The 24095-nt window shown below is 73.9% G+C and carries 2 protein-coding genes (1 of these 2 only partly in view); both read right to left on the bottom strand.

Annotated elements, in window-relative coordinates:
* Positions 1–3303: the 5' portion of a type I polyketide synthase gene (locus EEJ42_RS52530; protein WP_246096096.1), read on the bottom strand. Its footprint begins 12933 nt before the window's first position; only the first 3303 of its 16236 coding nucleotides appear in the window; it begins with the start codon at positions 3301–3303; the stop codon falls past the left edge of the window.
* Positions 3300–24053 carry a type I polyketide synthase gene (locus EEJ42_RS05470; RefSeq protein WP_342778246.1) on the bottom strand — a complete coding sequence of 6918 codons (20754 nt, stop codon included), beginning with the start codon at positions 24051–24053 and terminating at the stop codon, positions 3300–3302. Before EEJ42_RS05470 ends, EEJ42_RS52530 begins: the two co-directional genes overlap by 4 nt.
* Positions 24054–24095: the final 42 nt, after the last annotated feature.

Here is a 24095-nt window from a genome sequence, read left to right on the forward strand (position 1 = left end):
GTCGCCCCGGCGCCAGGCCGCCCGCAGGCAGCGGAACGTCGGCCCCAAGTCCAGGCCGGATGCCGCGTACCGGTCGTAGAACCCGTCGATGTCCATGGCTCTCGCGCCGGGCGGCGGCCACCGCGTGGCGTCGAATTCGGCCACCCGCTCGCCCGGGGCGAGCCGTCCGACGGCATGCAGCGTCCAGTCGGTTTCGGGCGCCTCCGCGGGGCGCGCGAAGAACCGTATTTCCCGGCGGCCCTCGTCGTCGGGTTCGCCCACCCGCGCCTGGACCTGGGTCCCGCCGTCCTCGGCCAGTGCGAGCGGTACGACCATGGTGAGTTCCTCGACCCGGTCGCAGCCCGCCTGGTCGCCGGCCCGGACGGCCAGCTCCAGGAACCCGGTGCCCGGGAACAGGATCACACCGCCGACCCCGTGGTCGGCGAGCCAGGGCTGCGCCTCCGGGGACAGCACGCCGGTCAGCGTCAGTTCGTCCGCACCGGCCACGACCATCACCGCGCCGAGCAGCGGGTGGCCGGTGGGCTCCAGCCCCGTCCCGGACAGGTCCGTGGACAGGTCGGTCCCCGAGGGCCAGAACCGCTCGTGCTGGAAGGCGTACGTCGGCAAGTCGACCCGGCGGGCCCCGGTGCCCGCGAAGAACGCCGCCCAGTCCACCGCGACCCCGCCCACGTGCAGCCCTGCGACCCCGGTCACCAGCGCGGCCTCTTCACCGCGGTCCCTGCGGAGCAGGGGAAGCACCGCGGTCTCCTCCGGCACCGACTCGCGGGCCGCCGCCGAGAGCACCCCGTCGGGCCCGAGCTCCGCGAACACGTGGGCACCGGCGTCGGCCAGCGCCCGTACCCCGTCGGCGAAGCGCACGGTCTCCCGTACGTGCCGAACCCAGTACTCCGGTGAGCACAGTTCACCCGCGTCGGCCGGCCGGCCGGTCAGGTTCGACACCACCGCGATCCGCGGCTCGTGGAACTCCAGCCCGGCGAGGGCCTGACGGAAGGCAGCGAGCATCGGGTCCATCAGCGGTGAGTGGAAGCCGTGCGACACCCGCAGCCGGCTGGTACGGCGGCCCCGCGCCTCCAGCCGCGCCGCGATCTCCAGTACGGCCTCCTCGTCGCCGGACACGACCACCGAGGACGGCCCGTTCACCGCGGCGACCGACACCCGCTCGGTCAGCAGGGGCGTGATGTCGTCCTCGGTGGCCCGTACCGCGACCATCGCCCCGCCGGCGGGCAGGTCGTCCATGAGCCGCGCCCGCGCGTTCACCAGCGTGCACGCGTCGGTCAGCGACAGCACACCGGCGACGTGCGCGGCCGCGACCTCACCGATGGAGTGCCCGGCGACGGCATCAGGCCGCACGCCCCACGATTCGAGCAGCCGGAACAGCGCCACCTCGATGGCGAACAGCGCGGGCTGGGCGTATCCGGTCCGGTCGAGTTCGTCGGCGTGTCCGCCCCACATGACATCGCGCAGCGGGCGGTCCAGACCCGGATCGAGTGCGGCCCGGACGGCGTCCAGCGCCTCGGCGAACGCCGGGAACCGGTCGTACAGTTCCCGCCCCATGCCGAGCCGCTGCGCCCCCTGACCGGAGAACAGCATGGCCAGCTTCGTGCGGTCGGGGACGGTGCCGTCCACCACGGAGGGCGCCGTGCCGTTCTCGGCCCAGGCCACCAGCCCGTCCCGGAGCGCTTCGCGGCCGTCCGCGACGACGGCCACCCGGTGTTCGAGACTCGTCCGGGACGTCGCCAGGGAGAACGCCACGTCGAGCGGGCGCGGTCCGGGTTCCTCGTCCAGTAGGGAGAGCGCGGCGGTGACCTGGTCCCGCAGGGCGGCCTCGGTGGCTCCGGACAGCACCCAGGGCAGCGCGGTCGGCCGCCACTCCGCCGTCGTGGAGGTCCCGGGGGCCCCGGAGGTCTCCTCGGCGGGGGTGTCCGGCGCCTGTTCGAGGATGACGTGCGCGTTGGTGCCGCTCACCCCGAACGACGACACGCCCGCGCGCCGGGGGCGGCCGGTGTCCGGCCACGCGCGCGACTCCCGCAACAGGTCCACCGCTCCGGCAGACCAGTCCACACGAGATGACGGTGTGTCGGCGTGGAGGGTCTTCGGCACGGTGCCGTGACGCATCGCCATGACCGTCTTGATCACCCCGGCGACCCCGGCCGCGGCCTGGGCGTGCCCGAGGTTCGACTTGACCGACCCCAGCAGCAGTGGCGTATCCCGTTCCTGGCCGTAGGTCTCCAGGAGGCTCTGCGCCTCGATCGGGTCGCCCAGCGGCGTGCCGGTGCCGTGCGCCTCCACCACGTCCACGTCGGCCGGGGCGAGTCCGGCGGCGGCCAGCGCCTGCCGGATGACGCGCCGCTGCGCCGGGCCGTTGGGCGCGGTGAACCCGTTCGACGCGCCGTCCTGGTTGACCGCGCTGCCACGCACCACGGCGAGCACCGGATGCCCGTTGCGCCGCGCGTCGGACAGCTTCTCCAGCACCAGCACGCCGACGCCCTCGGACCAGCCGGTGCCGTCGGCGGAGTCGGCGAACGCCTTGCACCGCCCGTCACGGGCGAGGCCGCCCTGACGGCTGAACTCGATGAGCGGCCCCGGCGTGGACATCACGTTGACCCCGCCGACGAGCGCCAGCGAGCACTCGCCGCCGCGCAGCGCCTGCGTGGCGAGGTGCAGGGCGACCAGCGAGGACGAGCACGCCGTGTCGACGGTCAGCGCGGGCCCCTCCAGCCCCAGGGTGTACGACAGCCGCCCGGACATCGCGCTCGCCGCGATCCCGGTGCCGACCTCGCCGGTCGCGTCGTCCAGCGAGCGCACCATCAGGTACGCGTAGTCCTGGCCGTTCGTTCCCATGAACACGCCGGTCCGGCTGGAGCGCAGGCGGTTGGCGTCGATGCCCGCCCGTTCGATCGCCTCCCACGAGGTCTCCAGCAGCAGCCGCTGCTGCGGATCCATCCGCAGCGCCTCACGCGGCGAGATCCCGAAGAAGCCGGGGTCGAACTCCGTGGCGCAGTCGAGGAATCCGCCCTGACGGCTGATCTCGTTGCCGCGCTCGTCGACCTGGCCGCCGCGCAGGGCGCTCAGGTTCCAGCCACGGTCGGCGGGAAATCCGGAGATCGCGTCGGTGCCGGCCGCCACCAGCCGCCACAGGTCCTCCGGGGAGCGCACGCCGCCGGGGTAGCGGCAGCCCATGCCGACGACGGCGACCGGTTCGGTGGCCGCGGCGACCAGATGGCGGTTCTGCCGCCGGAGGCGCTCGGTCTCCTTCATCGCCGCGCGCAGTGCCTGGGCGACCTGCTCGCCGGACGTGCTCATGACTGCCTCCGTCGTTCGGGTGACTCGTCGTCGGGGAACGTGCCGTCGTCGGGTCCTCGGCGTGACTCACCGTCGGGTTGTCCTTGGAGGGCGGCTCGTACCAGGTCCTCCAGTGCCATCGCGTCGATGGACTCCTCGTCCGGTTCGGCGTCCGATGCGGGGGCCCCGGTCCCGGTCCCGTCGCCCGCCAGCTGGAGCAGCGGCTCCAGCAGACCGATCTCGCGGAGTCGGCCGATGGGCACCGAGGCGAGCACCGACCGGATCTCCGCGTCCTGGGCCGATTCGGCGGCCTCGGCGGCCGGGGCCCCGGCCCCGGCCCCGGAGCCGTCGGGCGCCAGCCGTCCGGCGATGTGCTCGGCCAGCGCCAGGGGCGTCGGGTAGTCGAACACCAGCGTCGCCGCCAGGCTCAGGCCGGTCGCGGCGCCGAGCTGGTTGCGCAGTTCGACGGCGCCGAGGGAATCCACCCCCAGGTCCCGGAACGGCCGCTCGGCGCCGACCGCGTCCGCGGTGCGGTAGCCGAGTACGTACGCGGACCGGGTGCGGACCAGGTCGAGCACGGCCTCCAGGCGCCTGCCCGCGGGGAGCCTCACCAGCCGCTCCCGCAGCACGTCGCCCGCGGAGTCCGCCGGTTCGCCGCGTGCGGCCACCAGCTCCTGGTAGCCGGGCAGTTCGCGGAGCAACGCGCTCGGCCGGGCCCCGCCGTACGCCTGGGCGAACCGTTCCGGGGCGATCTCGGCGACCAGCGCGGTGGGTTCCGCTTCCGTCACCAGCCGGCGCAGCGCCTCGCTCGCCAGCTGCGGGTCCATCGCGTGGACCCCCGCCCGGCGGGCCGCCTCTTCGGCCTCGGCCTTCCCCGCCGTGCCGCCACCGCCCCAGGCACCCCAGGCGATCGAGGTCGCGGGCAGGCCATGCGCCCGCCGCTGCTCGGCCAGGGCGTCCAGCACGGCGTTCGCCGCCGCGTAGTTCGCCTGACCGGGGTTGCCCACGACGGCGGACGCGGAGGAGAACAGCGCGAACACCGACAGGTCCGCCCCGCGTGTCAGCTCGTCGAGCAGAAACGCGGAGGTGACCTTGGACCGGAACACGTCCCCGAACCGCTCCGGGGTCAACCGGTCGAGCACGCCGTCGTCCAGCACACCGGCGGTGTGCACCACCCCGGTCAGGGGGTGTTCGGCCGGAACGCCCTCCAGCAGCGCGGTCAGCTGCGCCCGGTCGGCGACATCGCACGCGGCGACGGTGACCCGCGTCCCGAGTGCGGCCAGCTCGTCGCGCAACGCGCCGATTCCCGGCGCCTGGGAGCCCCGTCGCCCGGCGAGCAACAGATGCGGCGCGCCCGCGCGGGCGAGACACCGGGCGACCTGTCCGCCGAGCGCACCGGTGCCACCGGTGATCAGGACCGTTCCGGTCGGCTCCCAGGCCCCCGCACCGGCAGGCGCGGCGCCGTGCCGGTCGGGCCGTTCGGTGGACCGGTCGGCGGGGGACGGGATCAGCCTGCGGCCGAATACCGCGCTCTTGCGGACCGCTACCTGATCCTCGCCGTCCCATCCGGCCAGCACGGCGGCGAATGCGGCGGCCGCCCGCTCGTCGAGTTCGCCCGGGAGGTCGATCAGACCACCCCAGCGGTCCGGGTACTCCAGCGCGACGACCCGGCCCAGGCCCCAGACGGCCGCCTGCACGGGCCCGGTCACCGTGTCCGAGCGCCCGACCGACACCGCACCGCGCGTCACGCACCACAGCGGGGCGGTGATCCCGGCGTCGCTCAGCGCTTGCACGAGCGTGGCGGTGCCGACCGTGCCGGACGGGGCACCGGTGCCGGAATCCGCTTCGTCCAGTGCCAGCAGGGAGAGCACACCGGCGTAGGCACCGGAATGGGCGTCGGCGTGGTCGCGGAGGCGGGCCGCCAGCTTCTGGCGGTCGTACGCCGTGACCGGCACGCGCACCACATCGGTGCCCAGCGCGTCCAGGGCGGCGGTGGCCCACGGGTCGTCGGCGTACGCGACGGGGAGGACGGCGAGCCACGTCCCCTTCGGGGTGTCGGCGGGAGCACCGGAGACCGGCTTCCAGACGATGCGGTGGCGCCAGCCGTCCAGCGTGGACTCTTCCTGGCGCTGCCTGCGCCAGTCCAGCAGCGCGGGCAGCACCCGCGACAGCGCGTCGTCCTCGACGTTCAGCGCCGCTCCGAGCGAGGCGAAGTCCGCTCCCTCGACGGCGGACCAGAAGGCGTCGTCCGCCTGGCCTGCCCCGTCCCGTTCGCTCGTACGGGTCGCGGGCGCGGGCGTGGCGTCCGGCCAGAACCGTTCGTGCTGGAAGGCATAGGTCGGCAGGTCGACCTGCCGCGCGGCGCCCGCGAAGTACGACTCCCAGTCGACGGTGACACCGCGCAGCCGCAGGCGGGCCAGGGCCGCCGCGACGGACGCCTGCTCCGGCCGCTCCGGGTGCAGCGTCGGCACCGCGGCAGCGTCGTCGGGCAGGGTGGTGCGGGCCATGCCCAGCAGTACGTTGCCCGGGCCGAGTTCCAGTAGCGCCGTGACCTCCCGGTCCGCCAGGGCCCGGATGCCGTCGGCGAAGCGGACCGTCTCCCGGACGTGCCGCACCCAGTACTCCGGCGAGCACAGCTCACCGGCGGTGGTGACCGTGCCGGTCAGGTTCGACACCACCGCCAGCCGCGGCTCACCGAACTCCAGGCCCTCCACCACCCGGCGGAACTCCTCCAGCATCGGATCCATCAACGGCGAGTGGAACGCGTGCGAGACACGCAAACGGCTCGTCCTGCGCCCCTCACCCTCCAAGCGGGCCCCGATCGCCAGGACGGCATCCTCCTCACCGGACACCACCACCGAGGACGGCCCGTTCACCGCCGCCACCGACACCCCATCGGTCAACAGCGGCGCCACCTCATCCTCGGCCGCCTCGACCGCCACCATCGCCCCACCGGACGGCAACCCATCCATCAACCGCGCCCGAGCCGCCACCAGACGGCACGCATCCTCCAGCGAGAACACCCCCGCCACATGCGCCGCCGCGACCTCACCGATCGAATGCCCAGCCACATAATCCGGCACCACACCCCACGACTCGACCAACCGGAACAGCGCCACCTCCACCGCGAACAACGCAGGCTGCGCAAACCCCGTCCGATCCAGCACCTCCGGCTGACCGCCCCACACCACCTCACGCAGCGACGGATCGAAGTGCGCCAATACGGCATCCAGCGCCTCCGCGAACACCGGGAAACGCCCGTACAACTCCCGCCCCATACCCAGCCGCTGACTCCCCTGCCCCGAGAACAGGAACGCCAGCTTCCCGGGGCGTGGCGCGTCCGCGCGGAGGATGTGCGGGCCGTCTTCGCCGTCGGCGAGGGCGGCCAGTGCGGCCAGCAGCTCGCTTCGGTCGGTGGCCAGCAGCGCGGCCCGGTGCTCGAACAGCGAGCGGGTGGTGGCCAGCGAGTACGCCACGTCGGCGAACTCGAGCCCGGGCCGCGCGTCTGCGTGGGCGAGCAGGCGTCGTGCCTGCGCCCGCAAGGCGTCCGGCGTCCTGGCGGACAACAGGACCGGAACGGTCTCACCCTCGACGGGAGACCGTCGCGCGGGTTCCTCGGTCGGCGGTGCCTGCTCCAGGATCACGTGCGCGTTCGTCCCGCTGGCGCCGAACGAGGAGATGCCCACCCGGCGCGGGCGGCCGGAGTCCGGCCACTGGGCCGGTTCGGTCAGCAGCCGGACCGCACCGGCGCTCCAGTCCACATGGGACGAAGGCGTGTCCGCGTGCAGGGTCTTCGGCAGCAGACCGTGCCGCATCGCCTGCACCATCTTGATCACCCCCGCCGCACCCGAGGCGGCCTGGGTGTGCCCGATGTTGGACTTCAGGGAGCCGAGCAGCAGCGGACTCGTCCGGTCCTGCCCGTAGGTTGCCAGCAGCGCCTGCGCCTCGATCGGATCGCCCAGCGTGGTGCCCGTGCCGTGCGCCTCCACCGCGTCGATGTCGGCGGGCGAGAGTTGGGCGTCGGCCAGCGCGCGCTGGATCACCCGCTGCTGCGACGGCCCGTTCGGCGCGGTGAGGCCGTTGGACGCACCGTCCTGGTTGATCGCCGAGCCGCGGAGTACGGCGAGCACGGGGTGACCGCTGCGGCGCGCGTCCGAGAGGCGTTCGATCACCAGCATGCCCACGCCCTCGGCCCAGCCCGTACCGTCGGCGTCCTCGGAGAACGCCTTGCAGCGGCCGTCCGGCGAGAGCGCGCCCTGTGCGCTGAACTCCACGAATCCGACTGGGGTCGCCATCACAGTCACGCCGCCGGCCAAGGCCACCGAGCACTCCCCCGACCGCAGCGCCTGCGCGGCCAGGTGGAGGGCGACCAGCGACGACGAGCAGGCGGTGTCCACCGAGACGGTGGGGCCCTGGAGCCCGAAGGTGTACGCCAGCCTGCCGGAGAGGAGGCTCGCCGACTGCGCGGTCTCCCACCGGCCGAGGTGCTCGGGCAGGCGGTAGTCACCGCTGCCGCCGCCGACGTACGCCCCGGCGTCGGTCCCGCGCAGCGCGGCCGGGTCGATCCCCGCCCGCTCCAGGGCTTCCCAGGCCGATTCGAGTACGAGGCGCTGCTGCGGGTCCATCACCAGGGCCTCGTGCGGAGAGATCCCGAAGAAGCCGGGGTCGAAGTCGGCCGCGTCGTGGAGGAAGCCGCCGCTGCGGGTGACGCTTCCGCCGTTGCCCCCCGTGTCGCCGCTGAGAAGGGCGTCGAAGTCCCAGCCTCGGTCCACCGGCATGTCACCGACGGCGTCGGTGCCGGCCAGGACGAGTTCCCAGAGGTCTTCCGGCGACCGCACGCCGCCGGGGAAGCGGCAGCTCATGCCGACGATCGCGATCGGGTCGTCGGCCGTACGGGCGGACGGCGCCGCCGGGGCGACCGGGACGGCCGGGACGGTCCGCTCGCCGAGCAGGGCGGTCAGCAGGTGGTCGGCCAGTTCGTTCGGGGTCGGGAAGTCGAATACGGCGGTGGCGGCCACGCTCAGTCCGGTCGCCCTGGTGAGCTGGTCGCGCAGGTCGACGGCGGTCAGGGAGTCGAACCCGAGGTCCCGGAAGGGCAGATCGGCCTCGACGGCACCGGCGTCGGTGTGCCCCAGCACCAGGGCGCTCTTCTCCCTCACCACGGCGAGCAGTTCGCCGAAGCGCTCGGTTTCGGGCAGGCCGAGCAGCCTGTCCCGAAGCTCGGTCGCCGCGGGTCCCTCGGTGCCCGCGATCCCCGCGATGCCGGCGGTCTCGCCGTCCCGTGGCGCGGCGTCGAGCGCCGCGCGAGCCTCCGGCAGGTCGGCCAGCAGCGCGCTGGGCCGAGCGGCGGTGAAGGCGGGCGCGAAGCTGTCCCACTCCACGTCGGCCACGGTCAGCGATGCCTCGCCACTCGCGAGCGCACGGCCGAGGGCCGCGAGCGCCACCTCCGTGTCCAGCACGGGCAGCCCGCTCGCCCGGAGGTGGCCGGTCATCGACCGCTCGGTGACCTCCGCCCACGCGCCCCACGCGACGCACAGCGCGGCCATGCCACGGTCGCGGCGCCGCTGCGCCATGGCTTCCAGAACGGCCCCCGTGGCCGCCTCGGCGCCTCGGCCCCGTACACCCCACACTCCGGCGACCGAGCTGAACAGGACGAACGCGTCCAACTCACGGTCGGCGAGCAGAACGTCAAGGTTCGTCACCCCGGCGAGCGCTTCGGAGAACGTGGCGCCGACGAGCTCTTCGGCGTGCACGACGGCGGTCAGCTCACCGGCCGGGAGGACGTCGAGTACGGCCTTGAGCTCGTCGCGATCGGCGGTGTCGCAGGCCAGTACGGTGACCGGGATTCCCCACTCGGCTGCGAGATCCGCATCCGTCAGGCCGACTGTGTCGCGCCCGATGAGGACGAGGTGCCCGGCGCCTTCCCGGGCCAGCCAGCGGGCGACCCGGACGCCCATCGGTCCGGTGCCGACGACGAGCGCGGTACCGGACGGGGTCCAGCTCCCGGCGGGCGCGGTGGCCCGGACCAGGCGCCGCGCGAACACCCCGGAGGGCCGCACCGCGAGCTCGTCCTCCGGGTCGGGCAGCGGACGAGGTCCGCCGGCGGCGTGGCCGAGCAGCGCGGCGAACCGCGCATCCGGCGCCTCGGCCAAATCGATCACGCCACCCCAGCGTTCGGGCCGCTCGAGCGCGGCCACCCGCCCCGCACCCCACACCGCCGCCTGGCGGGCGTCATCGATACGGTCGCCGGGCACCGTCTTCACGGCGCCCCGCGTGACGCACCACAGCGGCGCGTCGATCCCGGCCTCCGCCAGCGCCTCCAGCAGCTCCAGCGGACCGGGGCCGGACGAAAGCAGCGAGACCACGCCGGTGAAGTCCGTACGGCCGGCGTCGGACACCCGGCGGACCACGCGGACGGCCTCAGCGTCCGGCGCGTCACCACCCAGGGCATCGACGGCGGCGGAAGCCCAGGGGTCGCCCGCCTCCGCGAGTACGAGCCACCGACCCGGCTGATCGGCGACCACGTCCGGCACCGGCACCGGCACCCAGCTCACCCGGTACTGCCGGGCATCCGCGACCGCGACCTCGCGCCTGCGGCGGTTCCACGACGAGAGCGCCGACAGCGCCGGGGCCATCGCGCTCGCCTCGTCGCCGTCGAGGCCGAGCGTCGCGGCCAGTGCCGCCGGGTCCTCGCTCTCCACCGCCGACCAGAACTCGGCGTCGACCGGGTCGGCCGACGTGCTCGGCGTCGCCGGTTCGGGCCAGAAGTGCCGACGCTGGAAGGCGTACGTGGGCAGGCTGACGCATCCCGCACCCGTCCCGGCGAAGAAGGCGCGCCAGTCGATGGAAGTGCCGTGCACGTGCAGCCGGGACAACGCGGTCACCAGCGCGGTTTCCTCACCGTGGTCGCGGCGCAGCACCGGCACCACCAGCGGGTCTTCGATCAGCTGCCCGGTCGCGGCGGACAGCTGCCCGTCGGGGCCGAGTTCGACGTACGCGCCCACGCCCGCATCGCGCAGGGCCCGGATGCCGTCGGCGAAGCGAACCGTCTCCCGGACGTGCCGCACCCAGTACTCCGGCGAGCACAGCTCACCGGCGGTGGTGACCGTGCCGGTCAGGTTCGACACCACCGCCAGCCGCGGCTCACCGAACTCCAGGCCCTCCACCACCCGGCGGAACTCCTCCAGCATCGGGTCCATCAACGGCGAGTGGAACGCATGCGAGACACGCAGCCGCGTGGACCGCCTGCCCCGCTCCGAGAAGCGGGCCCCGATCGCCAGGACGGCATCCTCCTCACCGGACACCACCACCGAGGACGGACCATTCACCGCCGCCACCGACACCCCATCGGTCAACAGCGGCGCCACCTCATCCTCGGCCGCCTCGACCGCCACCATCGCCCCACCGGACGGCAACCCATCCATCAACCGCGCCCGAGCCGCCACCAGACGGCACGCATCCTCCAGCGAGAACACCCCCGCCACATGCGCCGCCGCGACCTCACCGATCGAATGCCCGGCCACATAATCCGGCACCACACCCCACGACTCGACCAACCGGAACAGCGCCGCCTCCACCGCGAACAACGCAGGCTGCGCAAACCCCGTCCGATCCAGCACCTCCGGCTCCCCGCCCCACATCACCTCCCGCAACGAGGCATCGAACTGCGCCAGCACCCCGTCCAACGCCTCCGCGAACACCGGGAAACGCCCGTACAACTCCCGCCCCATACCCAGCCGCTGACTCCCCTGCCCCGAGAACAGGAAGGCGACCGGTCCGCGAGCGCCGCGTGCCACGCCGCGCGCGACCTCCGTCGCCCCGTCCTCGGTGGCGAGCAGCACCGCGCGGTGCGCGAAGGCGGAACGGGTCGTTGCCAGCGAGTAGGCCACGTCGGCGGCGGGCAACTCGGGGTGGTGCTCGGTGAAGGACGTGAGCCGCGTGAGCTGGGCGCGCAGCGCCTCCGCGGTCTTGCCGGAGACGAGCCACGGCACTACCGCGGGTACGGTCCGGGCGGGTTCGGTTTCCGGTCGCCGCGTGTCCGCCGGCGCCTGTTCGATGATGACGTGGGCGTTCGTGCCGCTCATGCCGAACGCCGACACGCCCGCCCGGTGCGGCCCGCCGGTCTCGGGCCAGGCGGCGGGCCGGCTGAGCAGCGCGAGTTCGCCGGAGGCCCAGGCGATGTGCGGGGACGGGGCGTCCGCGTGCAGTGTTTTGGGCAGGGTGCCCCGCTGCATCGCCAGGACCATCTTGATCACACCCGCGACACCGGCCGCGGCCTGGGTGTGACCGAGGTTCGACTTGACCGTGCCCAGGAGCAGCGGGCGCTCGCGGTCCTGGCCGTAGGTGGCCAGCAGCGCCTGCGCCTCGATCGGATCACCCAGCGTGGTACCCGTGCCGTGGGCGTCGACGGCGTCGATGTCGGTGTACGCCAGCCCCGCGTCGGCCAGCGCCTGCCGGATGACGCGTTGCTGGGAGGGGCCGTTGGGGGCGGTGAGGCCGTTGGACGCGCCGTCCTGGTTGACGGCGGTACCGCGCACGATGCCGCGGACCTCGTGCCCGTTGCGTATCGCGTCGGAAAGCCGTTCCAGTACGAGCACGCCGACGCCCTCCGACCAGGAGGTGCCGTCCGCGTCCGCCGAGAAAGCCTTGCAGCGGCCGTCCGGGGCCAGCCCGCCCTGGGCGCTGAACTCCACGAAGGCGTCCGGGCCCGACATCACCGACACGCCACCGGCGAGCGCCAGCGAGCACTCGCCGCCGCGCAGCGCCCGGGTGGCCCAGTGCAGGGCGACCAGCGAGGCCGAGCAGGCCGTGTCGACGGTGACCGCCGGACCTTCGAGACCGAGCACGTACGACACGCGTCCCGACAGCACGCTCGCGGTGTTGCCGGTGGCCGCGTACCCCTGTACGTCCTCGGAACCGGCCCGCAGCACGGTGGTGTAGTCCTGGCCGTTGGTGCCGACGAAGACGCCCGTCTGACTGCCGCGCAGCGCGCCGGGGTCGATGGCGGCCCCTTCCAGCGCCTCCCACGAGGTCTCCAGCAGCAACCGCTGCTGCGGGTCCATGGCAAGCGCCTCGCGGGGCGAGATCCCGAAGAACCCGGCGTCGAACTCGGCCACGCCGCTGAGGAATCCGCCCTCGCGGGTGATGGACGACCCGGCCGCCAGCGCGTCCAGGTCCCAGTGCCGGTCGGTCGGGAACGGCGAGATCGCGTCGCGCCCCTCCGAGAGCAGCTGCCAGAAGTCCTCGGGCGAGGTCACTCCGCCGGGGAAGCGGCAGCCGATGCCGACGATCGCGATCGGGTCCTCGGCCGGGGGCCGGGTGGCGGGGTCCGCCGGCCGCGTGGCGGGGTCCGCCCGCTCGGGCAGTGATCCGAGCAGCTCGGCGAGCAGGAACTCCGCCAGTTCCTGCGGGGTCGGGTAGTCGTACACCAGCGAGGCGGGCAGGGTCAGCCCGGTGGCCGTGGCGATCCCGTTGCGCAGTTCCAGCGTGGTCAGCGAATCGAAGCCCAGGTCCCGGAAGGTCCAGTCGGCCTCGACGGTGGTCGCGTCGGCGTGGCCGAGCACCGCGGCCACCTGGGTGCGCAGCAGATCCAGCAGGAACCTGCCGCGCTCGGCGTCGGGCATGCCCGCCAGCCGCTGCCGTAGCTCCGACTCGCCGGGCATACGGGCCGCGGCGGCGCCGCCGTCGGTCACGAGGGCCTGCCGCACCTCGGGCAGGTCGCCGACGAGCGGGGCGGGCCTGGCGGAGGTGTGCGCGAGGACGAAGCGGCCCCAGTCGATGTCGGCGACGGTGAGGGCGGTGTCGTCGTGCTCGACGGCGGCGCGCAGCGCGGAGATGGCGAGGTCCGGTGCGAGGGGCGTGAATCCGCCACGCCGCACCCGCCGTTCGATCTCGCCGCTGTCGTGGTCGGCGTCCACGCCGCTGCCGCCGACCATGCCCGATCCGGCCCACGGGCCCCAGGCGATCGACACGGCGGCGCGGCCCCGGGTCCTGCGGTGTTCCGCGAGGGCGTCCAGGTAGGCGTTCGCGGCGGCGTAGTTGCCCTGCCCGGCGGCGCCGATGACGCCGGCCGTCGAGGAGAACAGCACGAATGCCGACAGCTCGGCGTCCCGGGTCAGTTCGTCCAGGTTCCGCGCGGACACCGCCTTGGCGCGCAGTACGGCCGCGAAGTCGTCCGGCGTCAGGTCGTCCACGACGCGGTCCTCGATCACGCCCGCGGTGTGCATGACCGCGGTGAGCGGGCAGTCCTCGGGAATGTCCGCGAGGACCGCGGCGAGTCCGTCCCGGTCAGCGGCGTCGCAGGCCGTGATGGTGACCCGGGCGCCGAGTTCGGTGAGTTCCCGCCGCAGGCCGTCGGCGCCCGGCGCCTCCGGGCCGCGTCGGCTGATCAGCAGCAGATGGTCCGCGCCCTCGCGGGCCAGCCAGCGGGCGACGTGTCCGCCGAGGCCGCCGGTGCCGCCGGTGACCAGGACGGTGCCGCGCGGTGTGAACGCGCGCCCGGTCCTGTGGTCCGTCGTCACCGGGCTGTGTGCGAGCCTGCGCGCGAACACGCCGGAGGCGCGTACGGCGACCTGGTCCTCCGCGTCCGTGCCGGTGTCCGCGAGGACGCTCCGGAGCCGGCGCACCGTGGCCGGGTCGATCCGCTCGGGCAGGTCGATCAACCCGCCCCAGCGCCGGGGGTGTTCGAGTGCGACGACGCGGCCGAGGCCCCACAGGGCGGCCTGGGCCGGGCTGTGCACCGGCTCGGAGCGGCCGACGGACACCGCGCCCCGGGTGACGCACCACAGGGGGGCGTCGATCCCGGCGTCGCCGAGCGCCTGGAACGCGGTGGCCGTGCGGGCCGTGCCCCCGCCACCGTCCAACGCGTCGTCGTCATCGAGCGCGAGCAGGGAGAGCACCCCGGCGAACTCGCCCTCGGGCAGCCACTCGGCGAGCGAGCCGCGGTCGGCCGCGGTGACCTCGACGCGTACGGTCGGCGCGCCGAGGCCGTCGATCACAGCGGTCTGCCACGTGTCGTCGGCGGATCCGGCCGGGGTGAGCACGAGCCACCGGCCGGGCAGGGCCTGCGACCTCGGCGTGGCGCTCGCCGGCTTCCAGATCGCCTGGTAGCGCAGGGCGTCGACGCTGGACCTGTCACGGCGGCGACGGCGCCACGACGACAGCGCAGGGGCCAGCACGCTCACCGCCTCGGCGTCGAGGTCGAGGGTGGCGGCCAGCGAGTCCGTGTCCTCGCGCTCCACCGCGGACCAGAAGTCGGCTTCCGTTCCGTCCCCGGCGGCGGGCACCGCCGGAAGTGCGGGCTCCGCCCAGAAGCGCTGCCGCTGGAAGGCGTAGGTGGGCAGTTCGATGCGCCGTGCGCCCATTCCGGCGAAGAAGCCGGACCAGTCCACGGCCACGCCGCCCACGTGCGCGCCCGCCAGTGCGGCGGTGATGGCGGGCACCTCGTCGCGGTCGCGGCGCAGTGCCGGGATCACGGCGGTGCGTGCCCGTGCCTCGTCGTCCAGGCAGTCCTGGGCCATGGCGCTGAGCACCCCGTCCGGGCCGAGCTCGAGGAAGGTGCGTACGCCCCGCCCGGCGAGGGTGGCCATGCCGTCGGCGAAGCGGACGGTGCGGCGGGCGTGCCGCACCCAGTGGTCCGGGGAGCCCAGCTCCTCGTCGGTGGCGAGTTCGCCGGTGACGGTGGACACGAGGGGGATCGCCGCGGCGTGGTAGGTCACGCGCGCGGCGACGGCGGCGAAGTCGTCGAGCATGGCGTCCATGCGCGGCGAGTGGAAGGCGTGGCTCACCCGGAGCCGCTTGGTCCGCCTGCCGCGCGCCGCCAGGCCGGATGCCACCGCCTCGACGGCGTCCTCGTCCCCGGCGATCACCAGCGAGGCCGGGCCGTTGACGGCGGCGATGGACACGCGGTCGGTGAGCAGCCCGGCGACCTCGTCCTCGGTGGACTCGACGGCGACCATGGCCCCTCCGGCGGGCAGGTCCTCCATCAGCCGCCCGCGTGCGGCCACCAGCGTGCACGCGTCCTCCAGCGAGAAGACGCCCGCGACGTGTGCCGCTGCCAGTTCGCCGACGGAGTGCCCGGCGAGGTAGTCGGGTGCGATGCCCCAGGATTCGAGCAGCCGGAACAGCGCCACCTCGATCGCGAACAGTGCGGGCTGGGTGTAGCCGGTCCGGTCGAGCAGTGCGGCCTCGGGTGTGCCGTCGTCCGCGAACACGACCTCGCGCAGCGGGCGGGCCAGCTCGGTGTCGAGGTGCGCCAGTACGGCATCCAGCGCGTCGGCGAACACCGGGAACCGCTCGTACAGCTCCCGTCCCATGCCGGGGCGCTGGCCGCCCTGCCCGGTGAACAGGTAGGCGAGCCGGCCCCGGCCCGTGCCGCCCCCGCCGCCGTGCACCACGCTCGCGTCGCTCAGGCCGTCGCGCAGCGCCAGCAGGCCGCTGCGCAGGCCGTCCTGGTCGCGGGTGATGACGGCCGCGCGGTGTTCGAAGCTCGACCGGTACAGCGCCTGTGAGTACGCCAGGTCCGTGAGGTGCGTTCCGGGCCGGTCCTCGATCAGGGACAGCAGCCGGTCGGCCTGCGCCCGCAGCGCGTCGTCGGTACGGCCGGACAGCACGACGGGGACGATCTCCGCGCGAGGCCCGTCGGCGGGCTCGGCGGGTTCCTCGACGGGCGGTGCCTGTTCGAGAACGGTGTGCACATTGGTACCGCTGATACCGAAAGAGGACACGCCGGCCCGGCGCGGCCGCCCGGTCCGCGGCCAGTCGGTGGGCTCGGTCAGCAGTTCCACCGCGCCCGCGGACCAGTCCACGTGGGACGACGGGGTGTCGGCGTGCAGGGTCGGGGGGAGGACACCGTGGCGCAGCGCCATCACCATCTTGATCACGCTCGCCGCGCCGGAGGCGGCCTGGGTGTGTCCGATGTTGGACTTGATCGAGCCCAGCAGCAGCGGCCGCGTCCGGTCCTGCCCGTAGGCCGCCAGCAGCGCCTGCGCCTCGATCGGGTCGCCGAGCGCGGTACCCGTGCCGTGGCCTTCGATCGCGTCGACGTCCGCCGCGGACAGCCCCGAGTTGGCCAGCGCCTGCCGGATCACGCGCTGCTGGGACGGCCCGTTGGGGGCGGTCAGGCCGTTGGACGCGCCGTCCTGGTTGACCGCGCTGCCGCGGACCACGGCGAGGACCGGGTGCCCGTTGCGCCGAGCGTCCGACAGCCGCTCCACGAGCACCATGCCGACGCCCTCGGCGAGCGCCATGCCGTCGGCGGAGTCCGCGTACGCCTTGCAGCGTCCGTCGGGGGCCAGCGCCCGCTGGCCGCTGAAGCCGATGAAAGTGTTCGGCGTGGACATGAGGCTCACGCCACCGGCGAGCGCGAGCGTGCTCTCGCCGTTGCGCAGCGACTGGCAGGCCAGGTGCAACGCCGTCAGCGAGGAGGAGCAGGCGGTGTCGAGGGTGACCGCGGGGCCCTCCAGGCCCAGCAGGTAGGAGACCCGGCCGGACAGCACGCTGGACAGCGTGCCGGTGACCGCGTGCCCGTCCGGGCCCTCCGAGCCGTCCGCGCCGTCGCCGCCGGGCGCGCCGCCTGCCTGGTAGTCCTGGTAGCTGGCCCCGATGAACGCGCCGGTGAGGGTGGAACGCACGGTGTCGGGGACGATCCCGGCGCGCTCGAACGCCTCCCACGCGGTCTCCAGCAGGAGTCGCTGCTGCGGGTCCATGGTCATCGCCTCGCGCGGCGAGATGCCGAAGAAGGCGGGGTCGAAGTCGGCGGCGTGGTGCAGGAAACCGCCTTGCGCGCTGTACGTACGCCCCGGGGTGTCCGGGTCCGGGTCGTACAGGGCGTCGGTGGGCCAGCCGCGGTCGGCCGGGAATCCGGAGATCGCGTCCGTGCCCCCCATGACCAGTTCCCACAGCTCTTCCGGCGAATTGGCCTCGCCCGGGTAGCGGCAGCTCATGCCGATGATGGCGATCGGCTCGTCGGTGGTGGCGGACACGGCCGGGGCCGCGGTCCGCTGCTGGTCGCCGGTGATCCCGGTACGCAGGAACTCGGCCAGCGCCACCGGGGTCGGGTGGTCGAACACCATGGTCGCGGGCAGGCTGAGCCCGGTGATCGCGGCGAGCCGGTTCCGCAGGTCCACCGCGGTCAGGGAGTCGAAGCCGACCTCCCGGAAGGCGCGCCGCTCGGCCACCGTCTCGACGGAACCGTGGCCGAGCACGGCCGCGGCCTGGCCTCGTACGGTGTCCAGCAGCAGCCGGTCCCGCTCGACGGGCGGCAGAGCGGCCAGCTTCGCCGCGAACTCGCCGTCGCCCGCCTGCCCGGCCTGCGCTTCGGCGGCCTCGACCAGCCGCCGCACCTCGGGCACCTCGTCGAACAGCGGCGTCGGGCGGACGGAGCCGAACACCGGGTAGTAGCGGTCCCAGTCGACATCGGCGATCGCGAGCACGGTCTCGTCGTCGTCCATCGCGCGCCGCATCCCGGTCAGCGCGAGGCCCGCGTCCATGAACTCCAGGCCGGTGCGCCGGACCTGGTCCGGGGCGACCCGGCCGATGCCGAGTTCGTTGGCCCAGATGCCCCAGTGGACGGACGTCGCGGTCAGGCCACGGGCGCGCCGGTTGGCGGCCAGCGCGGCGAGGTAGGCGTTGCCCGCCACGTACGCGGCGTGCTGGCCGCTTCCCCACATGCCGGCGACGGACGAGAACAGCACGAAGGCGTCGAGTTCGGCGTCCGCCAGCAGCTCGTCCAGGTTCCGCGCACCGGCGATCTTGGCGTGCATGACCCTGGCGAACGCCGCCATGTCCGTCTCCGCCAGCGTGTGCAGCTCGATGACGGCGGCGGCGTGAATGACGGTGCGCGGGGTGTGGCCTTCGGCCGTCAGCCGGTCCAGCAGCGCGGCGAGCGCCTCGCGGTCGGTGATGTCACAGGCGGCGACGGTGGCTTCGGTGCCCTGCCCCGCCAATTCATCCACCAGCTCGGCGGCACCGGGCGCGGCCATGCCCCGGCGGCTGACCAGGACGATGCGTTCGGCGCCCTGGTTCGCCAGCCAGCGCGCGACATGCGGGCCCAGCGTGCCGGTGCCGCCGGTGACCAGCACCGTGCCGCGCGGTTCCCAGGTCCGGCGCGGCTCGCGGTCACCGGCCGGGGCGCGCACGATGCGCCGGGCCAGCACACCGGAGGTGCGCAGGGCGAGCTGGTCCTCGCCGCCCGTGGTCTCCGTTCCGGCCCCGGTCCCGGCTCCGGCCAGGATGGCCGCCAGCCGCTGTCCGCCCCGCTCGTCCAGGGTCTCCGGCAGGTCCACCGCTCCGCCGTAGAAGCGCGGGTGTTCCAGCGCGGCGGTCCAGCCCACGCCGAGCGTCTGCGCCTGGACCGGGCGGGTGACCCGGTCGGAACGCCCGGTGGAGACCGCTCCCCGGGTCAGGCACCACAGCGGTGCCTCGGCGCCGGTGTCCGCCAGGGCCTGTACGAGGGCAACGCCCAGGGCCGTGCCGGTGGCCAGCTCGGGATACGCCCGGCACGGCTCCTCGGCGGCGGCCAGCAGGGACACGAACCCGGCGATGCCACCGGCCTCGTCCGCCCCGTCCACTTCATCCGTCTCGACCGCGTCCGCCAGTCGGGACGCCAGCACGGCACGGTCCAGGCAGGACTCGTCCAGCGCCACCCGGCGTACGCGTGCGCCGTGGGCCCGTAGGGCGGCCACCACGTCGTCGCCGGTATCACCCTGGCCCGTACGGCTCTCGCCTTCGGCGGTGACGACCAGCCAGGTGCCCGAGAGCGTCGCCCGGGGCAGGGCGGGCAGCGGCGTCCAGGTGACCTGGTAGCGCCAGTCGTCCACGGTGGACTGCTCGTGCTTGCGACGGCGCCAGGCGGTCAGTCCCGGCAGGATCGCGGCGAGGGCCTCCTCGTCGACGTCCAGGCTCTCGGTCAGACCCGCGAGGTCCGCCCGCTCGACGGCGGCCCAGAAGGCGGCGTCCGCCGGGTCGGCCGCCTCGGTCCGCTCGGCCTCGACCGGCCGTACCCACAACTGCTGGTGCTGGAAGGGGTACGTGGGCAGGTCGACCCGCTGGGCCGCCGTCCCGAAGGCAGCGGTCCAGTCGACGCGTACGCCCCGTACGTACGCCTCCGCCAGCGAGGTCAGCACGCGTCGCGTCCCGTCCTCGCCACGGCGCAGGGTGCCGACGGCCACGGCCGGCACCGCGGCCTCGTCGATCAGGGCCTGCACCCCCATGGTCAACACCGGGTGGGCGCTGACCTCGATGAACGCGCGGTGCTGCTCTTCCAGCAACTGCGCGACCGCGGGCGCGAAGCGCACGGTACGGCGGAGGTTGCGGTACCAGTACTCGGCGTCCATGCCGCTCGTGTCGAGCCAGTCACCGGTCACGGTGGACAGCAGGGGGACGAGCGAGGCGCGCGGGGTGATCGGCGCCAGCTCGGTGAGCAGTTCGTCGCGCAGGTCCTCGACGTGCGCCGAGTGCGAGGCGTAGTCCACAGCGATCTTCCGCGCCCGTACGCAGTCCTCGGTCAGGCGGGCGAACAGTTCGTCCAGCGCTTCCGGATCGCCGCACACCACCACGGCACCGGGGCCGTTCACGGCCGCGATCGACAACCGTTCGTCCCACGCCTCCAGCCGGGCCCGGGCCTCGTCGGCGGACAGCGCCACCGACATCATGCCGCCGCGCCCCGCGAGGCGCCGCCCGATCGCCTGGCTGCGCAACGCCACCACGCGGGCGCCGTCCTCGACGGACAGCGCGCCCGCGACCACGGCCGCCGCGATCTCGCCCTGCGAATGGCCGACGACCGCGTCCGGGATGACGCCGTACGACTCCCACACCGACGCCAGCGACACCATCACCGCGAACGACACCGGCTGCACGACGTCGACGCGCTCCAACGACGGCGCACCGGGCTCCTGCCGCAGTACGTCCTCCAGCGACCACTCCACGAACCGGCCCAGGGCCGTCGCGCACTCACGGAGCCGTTCGGCGAACACCGGTGACCGCTCCAGCAGAGCGGCGCCCATTCCAGCCCACTGCGTGCCCTGCCCGGGGAAGACGAACACCGTCTTCCCCTCGACATCGGCCTCGCCCCGGACCACGGGAGCCGACAGGTCCTCATCGGCGAACGCGGCCAGTGCGGCCGACAATTCGGCGCGGTCCGCGCCCACGGCCACCGCGCGCCGCTCGAACGCCGACCGCGATGTCACCAAGGAGAAGCCGACATCGGCGACGTCCACCGGAGCGGCTTCGACGTGCGATACCAGGTCTGCCGCCCGGTCGCGCAGCGAGGCTCCGTCCCGGGCCGACAGCACCCATGGCACCACTTCCCGAGCCTGCTCGGACGGCAACGGAGCCGGGGTGGGTTCGCGTTCGGGGTCCGGTTCGGCCGGTGCCTGTTCCAGCACCGCGTGCGCGTTCGTACCGCTGATCCCGAACGACGACACCGCGCACCGGCGCGGCTGCCCGGTCTCCGGCCACGGCACCGGCTCGGCCAGCAACCGGAGCGCCCCCGAGGACCAGTCCACATGCGACGAAGGCGTGTCCACATGCAGGGTCCGCGGCAGAACGCCGAGCCGCAGCGCCATCACCATCTTGATCACGCTCGCGACACCCGCCGCTGACTGGGTGTGGCCGATGTTCGACTTCACGGACCCCAGCCACACCGGCCGCTCCGGATCCCGGTCACGGCCGTAGGTCGCCAGCAGCGCCTGCACTTCGATCGGGTCGCCGAGCGGCGTGCCGGTGCCGTGTGCCTCCACCGCGTCGATCTCGGCGGGCGAGATCCGCGCGGTGGCCAGCGCCTTGCGGATCACCCGCTGCTGCGACGGGCCGTTGGGCGCGGTCAGTCCGTTCGAGGCGCCGTCCTGGTTGATCGCGCTGCCGCGGATGACGGCGAGCACCGGATGCCCGTTGCGCCGCGCGTCCGACAGCCGCTCGACCAGCAGCAGCCCGACGCCCTCGGCCAGCGCCATGCCGTCCGCACCGTCGGAGAACGCCTTGCAGCGGCCGTCGGCGGCGAGCGCGCGCTGGCGACTGAACGCCACGAACGCGTCCGGAGTCGTCATTACCGTGGCGCCCCCGGCCAGCGCGAGCGAGCTCTCGCCGTCGCGCAGGCTCTGGCAGGCCAGGTGGAGGGCGACCAGCGACGAGGAGCAGGCCGTGTCGACCGTGACGGCCGGGCCTTCGAGACCGAGCGCGTACGCCACGCGGCCCGACAGCACGCTCGGGATGGACCCGGTGACCATGTGGCCCTCGGTGCCGTCGCCCGCGCCACGGCCGTAGTCCTGGTAACTGGAGCCGATGAACGCGCCGGTCAGGGTGGAGTGCAGGGCGGCCGGGTCGATCCCGGCCCGTTCGACGGCCTCCCACGCGGTCTCCAGCAGCAGCCGCTGCTGCGGGTCCATCACCAGCGCCTCGCGCGGCGAGATGCCGAAGAAGACCGGGTCGAACGCGCCCGCGTCGTGCAGGAACCCGCCCTGTGTGGAGTAGGTCGTGCCACTGCGGTCCGGATCCGGGTCGTACAGGCCGGTGGTGTCCCAGCCACGGTTGACCGGGAACTCCGAGACCGCGTCCACCCCGGAGGAGACAAGGTCCCAGAACTGCTCGGGCGAGTTGACGCCACCGGGGAAGCGGCAGCTCATCCCGATGATCGCTATCGGCTCGTCGTCGGTGGGCACGGCCGGTACGGCCCCCGCGCCGTACGTATCGGTGGTGTCGGTGCCGTCGGCGGCGTCGCTCAGCAGCTCCGCCCGCAGATACCGGGCCAGCGCGACGGGGGTCGGATAGTCGAAGACCATGGTGCTGGGCAGGGTCAAGTCGGTGACCAGGCCGAGCCGCTTGCGCAGTTCCACGGCGGTCAGCGAGTCGAACCCGTGGTCCTGGAAGGCCTTGTCCGGCTTGATGGCGTCCGGGCCGGGGTGCCCGAGCACAGCGGCCGCATGGGTACGGACCAGGTCGAGGAGCACCGGCAGCCGGCCGCTCTCCGGGGCCTCGTGCAAACGCTCGCGTAGTGCCGATGCCGCCGTTTCGCTCTCGCGCAGCGCTTCCCTGGCCGTCTCCGCGGCCTCACGCGCGCCGGGCAGCGTCGTGAGCGACGCGATGTACCGCAGGCTGAACAGCGCCTCCAGCACCTGCTTGTCGCCCAGGTCGGCGACCACCGTGGTCGCGTGCGGCTCGGCCACCAGCTCGGACAGGGCTTCCAACGCGAGCCGCGGTTCCAGCGCCGTCGTCCCCGCGTGCCGGGCGCGCGCGGCCATGCCGTCGCCGCTCCAGGCGCCCCAGGCGATCGAGGTCGCGGGCAGACCTCGCGACCGGCGCCGCAGGGCCAGCGCGTCCAGCACCGCGTTGGCGGCCGCGTAGTTCGCCTGGCCGAGGTTGCCCACGGCGCCGGCCACCGACGAGAACAGCGCGAACACGGACAGATCCCGGTCGGCCGTCAGCTCGTCCAGCAGCAGCGCCGGAGCGACTTTGGACTGGAACACTCCCTCGAACCGCTCCGGGGTCAGACCGTCCAGCATCGCGTCGTCCAGCACCCCGGCCGCGTGCACCACACCGGTCAGCGGGAACTCGGCCGGGACGGCGGCCAGTACGGCTTCCAGCTCGGCCCGATCGGCGACATCGCAGGCCACGACCGTGACCCGGGCGCCCAGTGCGGTCAGCTCCGTCTCCAGTTCCGGTGCGCCCGGCGCGCCCGGTCCACGGCGGCTCATCAACAGCAGGTGTTCCGTGCCGCGTTCGGCCAGCCACCGGGCCACGTGCGCACCCAGCGCGCCGGTACCACCGGTGATCAGCACCGTGCCCGACGGGTCCCAGCGCGTCGCGCCCTCACTCTCGACGGTGGGAGTGAGCGTGGGGTCGACGGACGGGGTGGGCGCGGGAGCGGACACCAACCGACGGCCGTAGACGCCCGAGGCGCGAACCGCGACCTGGTCCTCATCACCCGGCCCGGCCAGCACCCCGACCAACCGTCGCACGACCAGGTCGTCGAGTTCCTGCGGCAGATCGATCAGTCCGCCCCAACGCTCCGGGTACTCCAGCGCGGCGACCCGGCCCAGCCCCCACACCGCGGCCTGCAATGGGTGGCCCACCGGATCGGCGGGCTCCACCGACACCGCGCCGCGAGTCACCGCCCACACGGGTGCCCCGATCCCGGCATCCTCCAGCGCCTGCACCAGCACCGCCGTGTCCATCGCACCGGCGGGCACACCCGACCAACGAGCCCATTCATCAGCCGCGAGCAGAGACACCACACCCGAGGGCTCTGCAACACCCTGTGCAGTCAACTCGGCCATCTGCCGGGTAAGCTGCTCGGCCAACGCCGCACGCTCGGCGTCTTCGACCAGCACCCGCACCACGTCCCCGCCCAGCGCGGCAAGCACGAACCGAACCCACTCGTGCTCGGCCTCGTCCGCCGGGACCACGGCCAACCAGGTCCCGGACAACGCCGTCGGCAACGTGCCGCTCAACGCCTGCCAAGTTTCCCGGTACCGCAACGAATCCATCGCCGACCGGGTCCGGCTCCGGTTACGCCAGGCCGACAGCGCGGACACCACGCCGTCCAACGCTTCCGTGTCGATCTCCAGGCGGGCCGCCAGGGCCTCCAGGTCCTGACTCTCGACCGCGGCCCAGAACTCCGCGTCGACCCCGTCCACGGTCAGCCCGGCCTCGGTCCCCGCACTCCGGGCCGCCTCGGGCCAGAACCGCTGCCGCTGGAAGGCGTAGGTGGGCAGTTCGACCTGCCGGGCGCCGGTACCGGTGTAGAACGCCCGCCAGTCGACGGCGATGCCGGTCACGTGCAGACGGGCGAGCGCGGTAACCGCCGCGCTCTCCTCCGG

Source organism: Streptomyces botrytidirepellens, assembly GCF_003721215.1.
Taxonomy (GTDB): Bacteria; Actinomycetota; Actinomycetes; order Streptomycetales; family Streptomycetaceae; genus Streptomyces; species Streptomyces himastatinicus.